The following is a 16,857-nucleotide window of genomic DNA, read 5'->3' as shown; positions in this document are numbered from 1 at the left end:
TTCTATACTTATAAGAACAAGTGATATTCTATCAAATCCATGATGATTATGCAATAGGGAGTCAAGGTAATTTTCTTGAAAGTGGTTTCTTCCATGAAAATCACGCCTTAATTGTGATGAAAAGTCGTTTCAGGCCCAAGAATATAGGATGCATGAAAAGCGGGGAAAAGGTAAAAATAAAACTAAAATTTGGCAATGATGGAGGTCTCTATGAATAATCAACCATTGGATTTAAGTCAATATAGTGTAAGAACAGATTTGGCAATTGAAGCAAACGAGATAGCACGTGAAAAACAGGAAAAGGAGTCCCCCTCTTCACAGACGGGCGGAAGCACAACCGCCCAGCCCGGTGGTCAGCCTTCCACGGCGATTGAGGGAGTGGTGGTGAAAGAACGCCAATCTGACGGAATCAATATAACAACCGTTACCATCTCTGAAAAAGGTGCAGAAATGACAGGGAAAAAAGCCGGGAACTATTTGACCCTGGAAACAACGGCGATCCGTCAACAGGATACTGAACTGCAGCAGAAGGTGGAAAGGGTTTTTGCGAAAGAATTCAGCGCATTTTTGGATGGAATGAAAATTTCAAAGGATGCCAGCTGTCTCGTCGTTGGGCTTGGCAATAAAAATGTGACGCCTGACGCCCTGGGGCCGCTTGCTTGCGAAAATCTGCTTATTACAAGGCATCTTTTCAGCCTTCAGCCGGAATCGGTACAGGACGGCTTCCGCCCGGTCAGTGCGCTCACACCCGGAGTGATGGGGTTAACGGGAATCGAGACAAGTGACATCATTGTCGGGGTTGTGGAAAAAACGAAACCTGATTTTGTCATTGCCATCGATGCACTGGCTGCCCGTTCCATTGAGCGGGTCAATGCAACAATCCAGATTTCAGACACAGGCATCCACCCAGGGTCAGGGGTCGGCAACAAAAGAAAAGAGCTTAGTCTTGATACGCTCGGGATTCCTGTCATCGCCATCGGAATCCCGACAGTTGTCGATGCGGTATCCATGGCAAGTGATACGATTGACTTTATTCTCAAGCATTTCGGCAGGGAAATGAAAGAAGGGGATAACCCTTCAAGGTCATTGGTCCCTGCAGGAATGAGCTTTGGTGAAAAGCGGAAGCTGACAGAGGAGGATCTGCCGGCTGATGAGCATCGCCAAAATTTCCTCGGCCTTGTCGGGACATTGCCTGATGAGGAAAAAAGAAGATTGATCCATGAGGTCCTTTCCCCGCTTGGCCATAATCTGATGGTCACGCCAAAGGAAGTGGATGACTTCATTGGTGACATGGCAAATGTCATTGCGGAAGGATTGAATGCCGCCCTGCATGCAAAAGTTGGCCAGGATAATGTAGGCGCCTATACCCATTAATCGACAGCCTGTTCTACTCTTTTGTGCTGATGCATACACATAGTAGCAATTAGCATAGAAAGGGTGAAAGCATGAAGGGCTACCGCTCGTCAAACGTCGTCGTAACAGTAAATGGGACAAGCTTGAAAAAAGCAATCGTAGCAGTGATCTTGGGATTTATTCTCGTTTTTGCGGTATCCGGTGTAATGACATCACTGAAACCGGAGTATCGGGTGACCTCAAGCTCGATCAACGAATTTTCCAAAAGACTGAATGGAGAATCTCTTTTATATATTTTGGGTTATACCAATGCGTATTTTACCCAAGGATTGTCAGAGGAGGCGAAGAAGCCTAATTATGGCTCCGCGCTGTTTGAATTGACAACCAGCATAAACCTGGATGACCCGAGAAGCTTGATAAGAAATGAGATACCGGGATTTTTTCATTATGATGGGGAGATCCTTGTTGCAGGGGAAGGGATCAACTATGCGAATATGCCTGTTGAATCCTCGCCGCCGATGGAAGTTCTTTTGGCGGAAAGAGAGGCATCCGCTGTAGAACTTGAGGAGGAGAGTGAAGGGAACAGTCCCCCGCCTGCCCAAACGACTGGAGACAAACGTACCGTTTTTATTTACCATTCCCATTCACGTGAATCTTTTCTGCCTTATTTAAAAGGTGTGACTGATCCTGATTCTGCTAGTCACCCTGAAGTCAATGTGACTAAGCTTGGTACAAAGCTTCAGCAAGAACTGATTGATAGAGGGATCGGTACAGATGTTGATACGACGGATACCGCGCTTGGATTAAAGGAAAAGAACTGGACATACGGAAAATCCTATGACATTACCAGACCAATTGTTCAAGAAGCGTTGGCAGGGAATCAGCACCTTAACTACTTGATTGATATTCATCGTGATGCGGGGAGAAGATCCAGCACCACCATTGAAATCAATGGAGAATCTTACGCAAAATTATATTTTGTTATCGGTAAGAAGAATCCTAACTATGAGCAAAATCAAAAGCTTGCCAATCAGATCCATGAAAAGCTGCAGGAAAAATACCCTGGCCTGAGCAAAGGATTATTCGATCCGCCAGCAGTTGCCACGAGAAACGGGCTTTACAATCAAGACCTATCACCAAACTCCATGCTTATAGAAGTCGGCGGAGTTGACAATACTTTTGAAGAGATGAACAGGACGCTCGAAATATTTGCGGATGTTTTCAGTGAAATCTATTGGGATGCTGAAAAAGTGGATGGCACGCCAGAGGGTGACCGTCAATAAAGAATAAAAGGAGCTGAAAGTGCGATGAAAAGATTTTTGTTCATGAGTGGCCTCATTACAATGGTTTTGTTTCTTGGAGTGCTTTTAGGGATGCAGCAGGCGAATGAAGGTATGAGAAAGATGAAGGGCTATGAAGACCCCTCAGATGGCAAGGCTTTTCACGTAGTGGAAACGACTGAGGGCTATAATGGCACATTCCTCGGCAACGAAATCACTTCCCAGGATATAAAGGAAAAGCAGGAAAAGCTGGAAGGAATCAAAGCGTTCAATTTTTTCTCATCCATGGGAAAGAAGCTGGCAGACGGGGTGAGCAGCCTGATGTCGGGGCTGCTGAACGATGCAGCAGATAAAATCGAAGGACAGGTCAGTGAATAGAGCGGACGGTCCCATGCTGGGCCGTTTTTTTGTTCACTGTCTCCTAGCCGAATTCCAATAATAGGTAAAAGTTCAATAGAACTGCAAAAAAGGTCAATAGAAACCGAAAAAAGTTCGATAGACCAGGAAAAAAGTTCAATAGAACTCCAAAAAAGTCCGATTGACCGGCAAAAAAGTCCGATAGGAAGATCTCATGCATCCTCTTCCCGCGAATTCCCCCCCTTCACGATTACCATTGAATCTTCCCCACGCTATTGTTATAATCAGAAATAGTGTACGTTGCCGAAAGTGTAGGAGTGAAAGAGATGAACAGAGAAGAACGCTTAAAACGACAAGAAAAGATCAGGAACTTTTCCATTATCGCCCATATCGACCATGGTAAATCCACCTTGGCCGACCGCATTTTGGAAAAGACATCAGCTTTGACGCAAAGGGAAATGAAAAACCAGCTTTTGGATTCGATGGACCTTGAGCGTGAGCGTGGAATCACCATTAAATTAAATGCCGTGCAGTTAAAATATAAAGCGAAGGATGGGGAGCAATACATTTTCCATCTGATAGATACTCCGGGACATGTGGATTTTACATATGAGGTTTCTCGAAGCTTGGCTGCCTGTGAAGGAGCCATTTTAGTTGTGGATGCAGCGCAGGGGATTGAAGCCCAGACGCTTGCTAACGTTTATTTGGCATTGGATAACAATCTTGAAATCATGCCGGTCATCAATAAAATCGACCTGCCGAGTGCAGAGCCTGAGCGCGTTCGCCAGGAAATCGAGGATGTAATCGGACTTGATGCATCCGATGCTGTTTTGGCCAGTGCAAAGGCCGGCATTGGGATCGAGGATATCCTGGAGCAGGCTGTGCAAAAGATCCCGGCGCCGCAGGGTGATCCGGATGCTCCATTGCAAGCACTTATCTTTGACAGCTTATTCGATCCTTATCGTGGAGTTGTTGCATACATCCGTGTGGTGAATGGTACGGTCAAGGTTGGGGATAAGATCAGAATGATGGCGACAGGCAAGGAGTTTGAGGTCAATGAAGTTGGTGTGTTTACACCCAAAGCGTTGATGCTTGATGAATTGACGGTCGGGGATGTAGGATTTTTGACTGCAGCCATCAAAAACGTCGGTGACACGCGAGTGGGTGACACCATCACCAGTGCGAAGAATGGTGCAACAGAACCTCTTCCAGGGTACCGTAAATTGAACCCGATGGTATATTGCGGACTTTATCCGATTGATTCTGCGAAGTTCAATGACCTTCGAGATGCATTGGAGAAGCTTGAGCTGAATGATTCAGCCTTGCAGTATGAGCCTGAGACTTCACAGGCCCTTGGCTTTGGTTTCCGTTGCGGATTCCTTGGTCTGCTTCACATGGAAATCATCCAGGAACGTATCGAGCGTGAATTTAATATCGACTTGATTACAACGGCTCCATCCGTTATCTACCAAGTGCATTTAACGAACGGGGACTCATTCAATGTAGATAACCCGTCCAATTTCCCTGACCCACAAACGATCGATCGAGTGGAAGAGCCATATGTCAAAGCGACAATAATGGTTCCGAACGACTATGTCGGAGCGGTCATGGAGCTTTGCCAGGACAAGCGAGGGAACTTTATCGATATGCAGTATTTGGATGATATCCGGGTGAGCATCGTTTATGAAATTCCATTGGCGGAAATCGTGTATGATTTCTTTGACCAGTTAAAATCGAATACAAAGGGCTATGCTTCCTTTGATTATGAACTGATTGGGTACAAGCCTTCCGCTTTATCTAAAATGGATATTCTCCTGAATGGAGAAAAAGTCGATGCACTTTCCTTCATCGTTCACAGGGATTCAGCCTATGACAGAGGGAAAATAATCGTAGAGAAACTAAAAGAGCTTATCCCGAGACAACAGTTCGAGGTGCCGATCCAAGCGGCTGTCGGTCAGAAGATCATTGCGAGATCGACGATTAAGTCCATGGGTAAAAACGTACTGGCAAAATGTTACGGAGGAGACATTTCCCGTAAACGAAAGCTTTTGGATAAGCAAAAAGAAGGTAAAAAACGCATGAAGCAGGTTGGTTCTGTGGAAGTGCCACAGGAAGCCTTCATGGCAGTTCTGAAAATGGACGATTCTGCGAAGAAAAAGTAATATATAGCAAAAGGAAAAATACCGCAGACCTACTGCGGTATTTTTTCGTAAAAGTATTTCCTGTGCTATAGTGTAGGGACAAATTAAGGGAAGTGTGATTTTATGATTAAATCAGCCTATCTTCATATACCGTTCTGTCATCATATTTGCCATTACTGCGATTTCAATAAAGTATTTTTGAAAAATCAGCCGGTGGATGAATATCTACAGTTCATGGATATGGAAATGAAGCATACATTGGAGCGGTTTCCTCCCGATCATCTGGAAACGATTTTCGTCGGGGGCGGGACTCCGACGGCATTGAATGAAAAGCAGTTGGCTTACTTGCTAGACTCAGTTCAGCGGAATTTCCCTGTGACCCAGGATATGGAGTATACATTTGAAGCGAATCCGGGAGACCTATCACTTGAGAAGCTTCATCTGTTAAAAGAGGGCGGGGTGAATCGCCTAAGTTTCGGTGTCCAAAGCTTCAACGATGAGTTATTGAAAAGAATCGGCCGCACGCATCGGAAAGAGGATGTTATCAAATCGATCGAGCATGCAAGGGCTGCCGGTTTTGATAACATCAGTGTGGATCTGATCTATAGTCTGCCTGACCAGACGGTGGAGGATTTTCAGGATACCCTGCGGACGGCATTCTCGCTTGATATGGAGCATTACTCTGCCTACTCCTTGATCATTGAACCGAAGACCGTCTTTTATAATCTGATGAACAAAGGGAAACTTCCCCTTCCCACCGAGGAGGAGGAAGTGCAGATGTACGACGTGCTGATGAATGAAATGGAAAAGCACGGCTACCAACAGTATGAAATATCCAATTTCGCCAAAAAGGGATACGAGAGCAGACACAATATCACCTATTGGGACAATGCATCCTATTATGGAATCGGAGCTGGTGCGCATGGGTATGTTGATGGTGTGCGCCTTGCGAATCATGGTCCATTGAAGAAGTACATGGATGCTATTTCCGAAACAGGGCTCGGCATTAAAGAAGAGCATACGGTGACGCGGGAAGAACGAATAGAAGAGGAGATGTTCCTTGGACTGCGAAAAACACAGGGAGTATCCATCTCCGGTTTTGAGCGGAAATTTGGCGCTGATGCACTTCATATTCTGCAAGCACCTATTGATGAAAACATTAAAAAAGGACTGCTGGAAATACAAGGCGACTATATCCGTCTGACCCGAAAAGGAAAATTTCTTGGCAATGAAGTTTTTCAAGCATTTATTGGTGCGATCTGATTGACATGTGATTGGGTATTTGGTAATTTATTTATAGAATTAGCACTCGACTTAAAGGAGTGCTAACAGAGGTGATGCTGAGTGCTTACAGAACGACAGTTGTTGGTGTTACAAGTAATTATTGACGACTTCATCCGTTCTGCACAACCTGTGGGCTCAAGGACGCTCTCCAAAAAGGATGAAATATCCTTCAGTTCGGCCACCATCAGAAATGAAATGGCGGATTTGGAGGAATTAGGTTTTATTGAAAAAACACATACCTCCTCAGGTAGAGTTCCATCTGAAAAAGGGTATCGCTATTATGTGGATCACCTTCTTTCACCTGAGAGACTGACAAAGCGAGATGTGTTCGAGATAAAATCAATCTTCAGGGAGCAGATCTATGAAATGGAAAAGATAGTGCAGAAATCGGCACAGATCCTTTCCGATCTGACGAAATATACTTCCATTGTCCTTGGACCGGGTGTAAGGGATCATAAGCTGAAAAATCTGCAGATCATCCCGATAAACCATGAGCAGGCAGTTGCGATCATTGTAACGGATACAGGTCATGTTGAAAATCGCATGATAACATTTCCAGCCAATATGGATGCATCCGACATTCAAAAAATGGTGAACATTTTAAACGAGCGTTTAATCGGAGTGCCGCTTTCGGAGTTGATCAACAAGCTATACAAAGAGGTGGCAACCCTTCTGCGTTCTCATATAGGAAATTATGAAAATATCCTGCAATCGTTAAGTACCACTCTGTACATGGAAGAAAAGGACCGGGTGTTTTTTGGCGGAAAGACCAATATGCTCACCCAGCCCGAGTTCAACGATATCAATAAGATCCGCTCGCTGATGCTATTGATCGATCAAGGAAAGGACCTGTCCCAGCATATTCGTGCAAAAGAGGCCGGCATCCATGTGAAGATCGGCAGCGAGAACAATATTCCGGGTATGGAAGGCTGCAGCATCATTTCCGCTACCTATTCGATCGGTCCGGAACAGTTGGGAACGATAGCATTACTTGGACCTACACGTATGGAGTATTCGCGCGTGATCAGTCTTCTTCAGCTTGTCAGTTCCGACCTTTCCCAGGTCGTTTCCAAGCTGTATCAAAAGGACTGAGCATGGAAATATTGTAGAAGTTAGGGCAAATCAAGCCGGCTTCGCATTTCGGTGTCCAGCTGCGCCGGCTAGCCCCTCGAGGTCATTAGCCGTTTTCCGCCAGAGGTCAAAGGGCGACCTCCAGCGGAACCCGTCTTATGCTTGTCGGGGCTGATCAAACCGGCTCCGCATTTCGTATTTAAGGAGGTGAAACCATTGGTAGAAAAGAACGAACAAGCAACTGTTGAAAACGAAGAAGTGACTGTGGAAGAGAACGAGGAAACTGCAGAAGCTGTACAAGAAGAGGTGGAGGTATCACCTGAACAGCAGAAGATTGAAGAGCTTGAAGCCAAGCTTGAAGAATCTGAAAACCGTTACCTTCGCCTGCAGGCAGACTTTGATAATTTCCGCCGTCGCATGAGACTTGACCAAGAGGCAGCGCAAAAATATCGCGCGCAAAATCTTGTTACAGATATACTTCCTGCTTTAGATAACTTTGAACGGGCGCTTAAAGTGGAAGCCGAGGATGAAAAGACAAAAACATTCTTGCAGGGCATGGAAATGGTGCACCGCCAGCTACTAGAAGCATTAAAGAATGAGGGTCTTGAAGCAATCGACTCTGTGGGCCAGGAATTCGATCCGCATCTACACCAGGCAGTGATGCAAGTGGAAGAAGGCGAAGGGGAGTCCAATACAGTCCTCGAAGAGTTCCAAAAAGGATATAAACTGAAAGACCGCATCATTCGCCCATCCATGGTGAAAGTAAAGCAATAATCGACTGAAAAAGTGTAACTACATATAAGCATTAGGAGGAAAACAAGATGAGTAAAATTATCGGTATTGACTTAGGAACAACAAACTCATGTGTTGCTGTCCTTGAAGGCGGCGAGCCAAAAGTAATTCCAAATCCGGAAGGCAATAGAACAACTCCTTCCGTTGTGGCATTCAAAAACGGGGAACGTCAAGTAGGGGAAGTGGCAAAGCGCCAGTCCATCACGAACCCTAATACAATCATGTCAATCAAGCGTCACATGGGTACAGACTTTAAAGTGGAAGTGGAAGGAAAAGAGTACTCTCCACAAGAGGTTTCTGCAATCATCCTTCAACACTTGAAAGGCTATGCGGAAGAGTATTTAGGAGAAACAGTAACCAAAGCGGTAATCACTGTTCCTGCTTACTTCAACGATGCAGAGCGTCAAGCAACAAAAGATGCCGGTAAAATTGCAGGCCTAGAAGTGGAACGTATCATCAACGAGCCGACTGCAGCTGCATTGGCATACGGATTGGATAAAATGGACGAAGATCAGACCATCCTTGTTTATGACCTTGGAGGCGGTACGTTCGACGTTTCCGTACTTGAGCTTGGAGACGGCGTGTTCGAAGTACGCTCTACAGCCGGTGACAACCGTCTTGGTGGAGACGACTTTGACCAAGTGATCATCGACTATCTTGTTGCAGAATTCAAAAAAGAGAATGGCATCGACCTTTCTAAAGATAAAATGGCATTGCAACGTCTGAAGGATGCTGCTGAGAAAGCGAAAAAGGATCTTTCCGGAGTGACAAACACGCAAATCTCCCTGCCATTCATCACGGCTGGAGAAGCTGGGCCTCTTCACTTGGAAGTGAGCTTATCCCGTGCGAAATTTGACGATATCACGTCTTCACTGGTTGAACGTACAATGGGTCCTGTCCGCCAAGCACTACAAGATGCTGGCATCTCCGCTTCTGAACTTGATAAAGTAATTCTTGTTGGTGGGTCTACTCGTATCCCTGCAGTACAAGATGCTATCAAGAAAGAAACAGGAAAAGATCCTCACAAAGGGGTTAACCCGGATGAAGTTGTTGCACTAGGTGCTGCAATCCAAGGTGGAGTATTGACTGGAGACGTTAAAGACGTAGTACTTCTTGACGTAACACCACTTTCTTTAGGAATTGAAACGATGGGCGGAGTATTCACGAAGCTTATCGAAAGAAACACAACAATTCCTACAAGCAAGTCTCAAGTATTCTCAACAGCTGCTGACAGCCAAACTGCAGTGGACATCCATGTGCTTCAAGGTGAGCGCCCGATGGCTAACGACAACAAAACACTTGGTCGTTTCCAATTGACGGACATCCCGCCTGCACCACGTGGCGTACCACAAATCGAAGTATCTTTTGATATCGACAAGAATGGTATCGTAAACGTTCGTGCGAAAGACCTTGGCACAAATAAAGAGCAAACTATCACAATTAAATCTTCTTCAGGCTTATCCGAGGATGAGATCCAACGCATGGTAAGAGAAGCGGAAGAAAATGCGGATGCAGATAAGCAGCGCAAGGAAGAAGTGGAACTTCGCAACGAAGCTGACCAATTGTTATTCACTACTGAAAAGACACTTAAAGAAGTAGAAGGCAAAGTGGAAGAAGCAGAAGTGAAAAAAGCAGAAGATGCGAAGGAAGAATTGAAAGCTGCAATCGAGAAAAACGATTTAGCGGAAATCCGCACAAAGAAAGATGCACTTCAGGAAATCGTACAACAGCTTTCCATGAAGCTTTATGAGCAAGCAGCACAAGCACAGCAAGCTGCTCAAGGAGCAGAAGGCGCTGAAGCTGGATCTGCAAACCAAGACGATAATGTTGTGGACGCAGAATACGAAGAAGTAAACGACGATAAGAAATAAGCTGAAGTCTCCGGACTTTTGAACCATTAAAAGAAGAAAGTCGAAGCCTAGGCTTTGACTTTCTTTTTCATGTAAATAGAAATCACAAAATGGGATGGAGAGGTCTAACCTTTTATTGCTTTTTAAAGCTCAAAAGTGATACAATAACCTTTATGTGAATAGATCGGGAGTGGGTATTTAATGAGTAAACGCGATTACTATGAAGTACTTGGCGTCAGTAAAAGCGCGTCGAAAGATGAACTGAAAAAGGCATACCGCAAGCTGTCCAAACAATACCATCCAGACATCAACAAAGAGGCGGATGCAGCTGATAAATTCAAGGAGATCAAGGAAGCCTATGAAGTCTTAAGTGATGATCAGAAGAGATCGCACTATGACCAATTCGGCCATACCGACCCTAACCAAGGCTTCGGCGGATTTGGCGGAGGCTCGGACTTCGGTGGCGGCTTCGGCTTTGAAGATATTTTCGAGACTTTCTTTGGCGGACAGGGTGGCGGCAGGCGTCGCCGTGATCCGAATGCACCAAGACAGGGATCTGATCTTCAATACACCATGACGCTCAAATTTGAGGAAGCGGCATTCGGCAAGGAAACCGACATTGAAATACCGGTGGAGGAATCCTGTGACACGTGTTCAGGGACTGGTGCGAAGCCTGGCACGAAAGTGGAAACCTGTTCCAACTGCCGCGGTACAGGGCAGGAGAGTGTCGAGCAGAACACGCCGTTTGGTCGTATCGTTAACCGTCGTACATGTTCAGTGTGTAAAGGTACAGGAAAATCGATTCCTCATAAATGTTCGACTTGCCATGGTGCAGGCCGCGTGAAGAAACGCAATACCATCCATGTGAAAATCCCGGCAGGCATTGATGATGGGCAGCAATTGCGAGTGGCAGGCAAAGGGGAAGCGGGCGTAAACGGTGGTCCAGCGGGAGACCTTTACATCGTGTTCCATGTTCGCAACCATGAATTCTTTGAACGTGATGGAGATGATGTTTACTGTGAAATGCCGATCACGTTTGCACAAGCTGCACTTGGTGATGAGGTAGAGGTGCCTACCCTGCACGGAAAAGTGAAATTGAAGGTTCCTGCCGGTACACAGACAGGCACGAATTTCCGCCTAAAAGGAAAAGGGATTGCCAATGTTCGTGGATACGGTCAGGGCGATCAGCATATCAAGATTCGAGTTGTAACTCCTACAAAGCTTTCAGAAAAACAAAAGCAGCTTATGCGTGAATTCGCCGAAGTCAGCGGCCAACTGCCTGATGAGAATGAAGATGGATTTTTTGCAAAAGTGAAGCGCGTGCTTAAGGGAGAATAATCATTAATGGTAGGATTGGAGTTGGTATTATGAAATGGTCAGAAATTAGTATCCATACAACAAATGAAGCGGTTGAACCGATTTCACATATTCTTCACGAGGCTGGTGCCAGTGGAGTGGTGATCGAGGATCCATTTGATCTCACGAAGGAAAGAGAAGACAAATTCGGGGAGATATACCAACTCAATCCTGATGATTATCCGGAAGAAGGCGTCATTATGAAAGCCTACCTGCCAGTTAACAGCTTTTTGGGCGAAACGGTAGAGGGGATCAAAGAGGCCATAAACAATCTTCTTCTATTTGATATCGATCTTGGATTAAACAATATTTCCATCAGTGAAGTAAATGAAGAGGAATGGGCGACAGCCTGGAAAAAGTACTATAATCCTGTCAAGATTTCCGAGAAATTCACCATTGTGCCAACATGGGAAACATATGAGCCGGTGAGTTCAGATGAAAAAATCATTGAACTTGATCCAGGAATGGCATTCGGAACGGGTACCCATCCGACGACAGTCCTTTGCATCCAGGCGATTGAGCGTACAGTTCAACCCGATGACAAGGTGATTGATGTTGGTACCGGATCTGGAGTCCTGAGTATTGCTGCTGCCATGATGGACGCACAAGAGGTACTTGCTTTGGACCTTGATGATGTGGCCGTCGAATCTGCCAAACTGAACATCAAGCTGAATAAAGTGCATCCGCGTGTAACCGTGAAACAGAACAACCTTCTTAACAATGTGGAAGGGCCAGTAAATGTAGTGGTTGCCAACATCCTTGCTGAAGTGATCGTCCGATTCACAGATGACGTTTTCAGGGTATTGGAAAACGGCGGTACATTTATCTCTTCAGGTATCATCAGTACGAAAAAGCAGGAAGTGAAGGATGCTTTGATCAAATCCGGCTTCAAGATTGAAGAGACGATGATGATGGAAGACTGGGTTGCCTTTATAGCAAAAAAAGAAAACTAAGAAAGCGGGATTAGCATGCAGCGTTATTTTGTCCATTCCAATCAAATAGAGGACCAGACGATTACCATTACTGGTGAGGATGTTCATCATATTGCGAGAGTGATGCGGATGAATGTAGAGGATCGCCTGCTCTGCAGCCTGTCTGATACAAGGCAGACCGCTCTATGTCAAATTGCTGAAATTACCAATGATATGGTTGTGGCCCATATTGTAGAATGGATAAGTGCTGAAGTGGAATTACCGGTTCGTGTAACCATTGCGAACGGGCTGCCCAAAGGGGATAAATTGGAACTTGTCATTCAAAAGGGAACAGAACTTGGCGCAGAAATGTTTATCCCTTTTAATGCTGCCCGTTCCATCGTAAAATGGGATGAGAAAAAAGGTCAGAAAAAGGTGGAGCGATGGAACAAGATTGCAAAGGAAGCTGCCGAGCAATCCCATCGTTCTTTTCTGCCTGAAGTTACTGCCCCACTTTCATTTGCAGAGCTATTAAAAAAAAGCGGGAACTACGATTATAAACTAGTCGCTTATGAGGAAAGTGCCAAAAAGGGTGAGCGATCTGCCTTTGCCCAGGCGCTACAAAATATGAATGCGGGAGAGTCTGTACTGATGCTTTTCGGACCAGAAGGCGGACTTTCCGAAAAAGAAATAGATAAGCTTACTGAGCAAGGATTTATCCTCTGTGCATTAGGTCCCCGGATCCTAAGGACAGAGACGGCACCGCTCTATGCGCTCAGTGCCATGTCGTATCATTTTGAACTAATGAATTAATGTGAGGTGAAAAACATGCCAACTGTTGCCTTTCACACACTTGGATGTAAAGTAAATCATTATGAAACAGAAGCAATCTGGCAGTTATTCAAAGCAAATGATTATGAAAGAACCGAATTTGAAGGAACTGCAGATGTGTATGTCATCAATACCTGTACGGTAACGAACACAGGCGATAAGAAAAGTCGCCAGGTCATTCGCCGTGCCATCAGAAAAAATCCAGACGCAGTCATCTGTGTCACAGGCTGCTACGCCCAGACCTCCCCGGCGGAAATCATGGCAATCCCAGGCGTTGATATCGTAGTGGGAACCCAGGACCGAGTGAAAATGCTTGAGTATATTGAACAATTCAAGCAGGAACGCCAACCGATCAACGGAGTGGGGAATATCATGAAAGCGCGTGTTTATGAGGAGCTTGATGTCCCGGCTTTCACTGACCGCACCCGTGCATCGTTGAAAATCCAGGAAGGGTGTAACAACTTCTGTACGTTCTGTATCATTCCTTGGGCACGCGGTCTGATGCGCTCCCGTGATCCGGAGGAAGTCATCACACAGGCTCAACAATTGGTTGATGCAGGTTATAAGGAAATCGTCCTGACTGGAATCCACACAGGCGGATACGGTGAAGACATGAAGGACTACAATTTTGCCATGCTTCTCCGTGAACTGGACAAAAGAGTCAAGGGCTTGAAGCGTATCCGTATTTCTTCCATAGAAGCAAGCCAGATCACCGATGAAGTGATCCAAGTATTGAATGATTCGGATAAAATTGTGCGTCATCTTCACATTCCGATCCAATCCGCGTCTAATACGGTGTTGAAAAGAATGCGTCGTAAATATACGATGGAATTCTTCGCTGACCGTTTGAATCGCCTGAAGGAAGCATTGCCTGGTCTAGCGATTACTTCCGATGTCATTGTCGGATTCCCTGGTGAAACGGAAGAGGAATTCATGGAAACCTACAATTTCATCAAGGAACATAAATTCTCAGAGCTTCATGTGTTCCCATACTCCAAACGTACCGGAACGCCTGCAGCACGTATGACGGACCAAGTGGATGAGGAAGTTAAAAATGAGCGTGTTCATCGCCTCATCGAGCTTTCCAATCAACTTGCAAAAGAATATGCTTCCAACTTCGAAGAGGAAGTTTTGGAAGTGATTCCTGAGGAAATCTATAAAGAAGAACCAGAAAAAGGGTTGTATGTAGGTTATACGGACAACTATCTGAAAGTGGTCTTCCCGGCTAATGAAGAAATGGTCGGTAAACTTGTCAAAGTGAAAATTACCAAAGCGGGCTACCCTTATAACGAAGGTCAATTTGTCCGGATCCTGGACGATGCAACGCGTCTTGAAGAAGAGCAGGTTCGCCTAAGTTCATAATTGTAAATAGAGTGATTCCATTGGAAAAGATGGAATCACTTTTTTTTGTGGAGAAAAAGTTAGAGGAAATACTATCATTGTACTCGCCAAAAACAATCAAACATGTTATGATGGCTAAGGTGATGTTAGAGGTCAGACCTCTTATATTGAAAGGAGCATATACTATGCATACAAACATTGGAGAAATCATTGATCATACATTATTAAAAGCGGACGCTACTAAAGAAGCAATCACAACATTATGCCAAGAAGCAAGAGAATATAACTTTGCATCTGTTTGTGTAAACCCAGGTTGGGTAAAAACTGCTGCACAATTACTTGAAGGCAGTGAAGTGGATGTTTGTACCGTTATCGGTTTCCCATTAGGGGCAAACACTCCAGAGGTAAAAGCATTCGAAACAACGAATGCCATTGAAAACGGCGCAACTGAAGTGGACATGGTCATCAACATTTCAGCATTAAAGGACGGCGACAACGAGCTTGTTGAAAGAGACATCCGTGCAGTTGTGGAAGCTGCGAAAGGAAAAGCACTGACAAAAGTGATCATCGAATCTTGCCTTCTTACAGATGAAGAAAAAGTAAGAGCATGTGAACTTGCAGTAAAAGCAGGCGCAGATTTCGTAAAAACCTCTACAGGTTTCTCTACTGGTGGAGCAACAGCTGCCGACATCGCATTGATGAGAAAAACTGTAGGACCTGAAATCGGAGTAAAAGCTTCCGGTGGTGTCCGAAATGCACAGGATGCAAAAGAAATGATCGAAGCTGGCGCAACACGTATCGGAGCAAGCTCCGGAATCGCAATCGTCAACGGACTGACTGCAGACAGCGACTATTAATATACATGAAAAAGAGCGTCCAGATTGGATGCTCTTTTTTTGGGATTTTAAAGAAAAAATGGAATAAAGATAGGATGTCAACATTAAACACACTGTTGGTCTCCGTTCCAGGCGTTCGCTTTCCGCGGGCGGCCTCGGGAGCCTCCTCGGTGCTACGCACCTGCGGGGTCTCCATTGACACGCTGCTCCCGCAGGAGTCTCACGCCTTGCACTCCAACCAACAGGGGTGACTTAAAGTAGAGAATTCTCCTTTCTAAGGGTAGAAAAAATTTTGTCTTAATTACTTCAGTAGAGAAAATAATATTTAACACCTGAGTTGATTGTAGCGGAGGACACTTGACTCCTGCGGGAAAGTAGAGGGCATGGGAGACCCCACAGGCGAAGCCGAGGAGGCTCCCATCCGTCCCCGGCGAGTCTTGTGTCTGGAGCGGAAATCAACGGGCAATATTTCACGTGTAAAATTATTTTACCGATGCAACCTCTCCACAAACCTCGAAAAAGGCTTCACAAATGGCAGTGCCACAAACGAACATACAATATTGAAAATAACGCTGGAATGGGCCAGCTGTACATCCGCACTTACTGCCAGAAACTCCACAACCTTACCCAATAAAGGAATCAATGGGAAAAACGCCAATACACCAAAAACATTCAGCCAGATATGCGCATAGGCAGTGAGCTTTGCTTCTTTAATCCCCCCGATGCTTGCCATATATGCAGTGATGCATGTACCGATATTTGCTCCAAGCATGATGGCTATCCCTGCCGGCAGTGACAGAAGGCCATTATTCAAAAAGCTCATGCTGATACCGACAGTTGCTGAACTTGAATGGATGAGTGCCGTGATGACAGTCCCAAGAAATACGCCAATCAGGTGCCGGTCATTTGTATGCATCAGAAATTCCTGTACATTCGGAAACAGGGAAAGGGGTAGTGCGAGACTTTCAAATCCCCCCATTGCAACAAACAGGCATCCAAGACCGAAAATGGAAGATCCGATACTGAACGGAAGTTTCTTTTTTGAGAAAAGTAATAGAAAACCGATAATCAACAATGGGAAGACATAATTTGAAATATCAAGAGTGATCAGTTCTGTAGTCAATGTCGTTCCGATGTTGCTTCCAAGCATGATTCCGATGGACTGATAAAAGCTGAGATAGCCGGCGGCTACAAGGCCCACAGTGATCACCATGACCGCCGAACTGCTCTGAAGCAATGCCGTCAGTACCGCTCCTATCATCATGCCTTTAATCGGGTGATCGGTAAAATGCTGCAGAAACCCCTTTGTCCTGTCCTCTGTCAGGTTTAAAAGACCTGTGCGCATAACGGTCATTCCATATAAAAATATCGCTAAATAAACAAAAAACAACGTTATAATAGTAAACAAGCCCATCACCTCTCTTCACTATATGGAGAAAGGTGGACAAGAATGA

14 protein-coding genes are annotated in these 16,857 nt (G+C 45.2%); 13 read left to right on the top strand and 1 reads right to left on the bottom strand.

The window, feature by feature from the left end; translation table 11 throughout:
* Positions 1–210 precede the first annotated feature (210 nt).
* The 13 genes from gpr to deoC all read left to right on the top strand — a co-directional run bounded on the left by gpr (position 211) and on the right by deoC (position 15,424).
* Positions 211–1,374 carry a GPR endopeptidase gene (gene gpr, locus JOC95_RS10595; RefSeq protein ID WP_204415946.1) on the top strand — a complete coding sequence of 388 codons (1,164 nt, stop codon included), beginning with the start codon at positions 211–213 and terminating at the stop codon, positions 1,372–1,374.
* Positions 1,375–1,445: 71 nt separating this feature from the next.
* Positions 1,446–2,636, top strand: a complete 1,191-nt coding sequence (spoIIP, locus tag JOC95_RS10590) for a stage II sporulation protein P (RefSeq protein ID WP_204415944.1) — start codon at positions 1,446–1,448, stop codon at positions 2,634–2,636.
* 24 nt (positions 2,637–2,660) lie between these two features.
* On the top strand, positions 2,661–3,011 hold the full coding sequence (locus JOC95_RS10585) for a DUF3679 domain-containing protein (RefSeq protein ID WP_204415942.1): 351 nt from the start codon (positions 2,661–2,663) through the stop codon (positions 3,009–3,011).
* A gap of 305 nt (positions 3,012–3,316) precedes the next feature.
* Positions 3,317–5,152 carry a translation elongation factor 4 gene (gene lepA / locus JOC95_RS10580; protein ID WP_204415940.1) on the top strand — a complete coding sequence of 612 codons (1,836 nt, stop codon included), beginning with the start codon at positions 3,317–3,319 and terminating at the stop codon, positions 5,150–5,152.
* A gap of 102 nt (positions 5,153–5,254) precedes the next feature.
* The gene (hemW, locus tag JOC95_RS10575; RefSeq protein ID WP_204415937.1) at positions 5,255–6,394 is read left to right on the top strand and encodes a radical SAM family heme chaperone HemW; all 1,140 of its coding nucleotides are present in this window, start codon (positions 5,255–5,257) and stop codon (positions 6,392–6,394) included.
* A gap of 81 nt (positions 6,395–6,475) precedes the next feature.
* On the top strand, positions 6,476–7,507 hold the full coding sequence (gene hrcA, locus JOC95_RS10570) for a heat-inducible transcriptional repressor HrcA (protein ID WP_204415935.1): 1,032 nt from the start codon (positions 6,476–6,478) through the stop codon (positions 7,505–7,507).
* 195 nt (positions 7,508–7,702) lie between these two features.
* Complete coding sequence (gene grpE / locus JOC95_RS10565; protein WP_204415933.1) at positions 7,703–8,260, top strand: nucleotide exchange factor GrpE; 558 nt, start codon at positions 7,703–7,705, stop codon at positions 8,258–8,260.
* Positions 8,261–8,307: 47 nt separating this feature from the next.
* On the top strand, positions 8,308–10,149 hold the full coding sequence (gene dnaK / locus JOC95_RS10560; RefSeq protein ID WP_204415931.1) for a molecular chaperone DnaK: 1,842 nt from the start codon (positions 8,308–8,310) through the stop codon (positions 10,147–10,149).
* Between the two features lie 180 nt (positions 10,150–10,329).
* Positions 10,330–11,466: a molecular chaperone DnaJ gene (dnaJ, locus tag JOC95_RS10555; protein ID WP_204415922.1), complete on the top strand. Its 1,137-nt coding sequence runs from the start codon at positions 10,330–10,332 to the stop codon at positions 11,464–11,466.
* Between the two features lie 29 nt (positions 11,467–11,495).
* Positions 11,496–12,437: a 50S ribosomal protein L11 methyltransferase gene (prmA, locus tag JOC95_RS10550; protein ID WP_204415920.1), complete on the top strand. Its 942-nt coding sequence runs from the start codon at positions 11,496–11,498 to the stop codon at positions 12,435–12,437.
* A gap of 15 nt (positions 12,438–12,452) precedes the next feature.
* Positions 12,453–13,208, top strand: coding sequence for a 16S rRNA (uracil(1498)-N(3))-methyltransferase (locus JOC95_RS10545; protein WP_204415918.1), 756 nt, complete (start codon positions 12,453–12,455; stop codon positions 13,206–13,208).
* Between the two features lie 15 nt (positions 13,209–13,223).
* Complete coding sequence (mtaB, locus tag JOC95_RS10540; protein ID WP_204415916.1) at positions 13,224–14,588, top strand: tRNA (N(6)-L-threonylcarbamoyladenosine(37)-C(2))-methylthiotransferase MtaB; 1,365 nt, start codon at positions 13,224–13,226, stop codon at positions 14,586–14,588.
* Positions 14,589–14,752: 164 nt separating this feature from the next.
* Positions 14,753–15,424, top strand: coding sequence for a deoxyribose-phosphate aldolase (gene deoC, locus JOC95_RS10535; RefSeq protein ID WP_204415914.1), 672 nt, complete (start codon positions 14,753–14,755; stop codon positions 15,422–15,424).
* Positions 15,425–15,890: 466 nt separating this feature from the next.
* Here the strand turns inward: deoC and JOC95_RS10530 are convergent, their stop codons facing one another.
* Positions 15,891–16,817 carry a Na/Pi symporter gene (locus JOC95_RS10530; protein ID WP_204415912.1) on the bottom strand — a complete coding sequence of 309 codons (927 nt, stop codon included), beginning with the start codon at positions 16,815–16,817 and terminating at the stop codon, positions 15,891–15,893.
* Positions 16,818–16,857 lie beyond the last annotated feature (40 nt).

Source organism: Sutcliffiella tianshenii (assembly GCF_016908565.1).
GTDB classification, from domain to species: domain Bacteria; phylum Bacillota; class Bacilli; order Bacillales; family Bacillaceae_I; genus Sutcliffiella_A; species Sutcliffiella_A tianshenii.
This window is presented reverse-complemented; position numbering and strand designations above follow the sequence as displayed.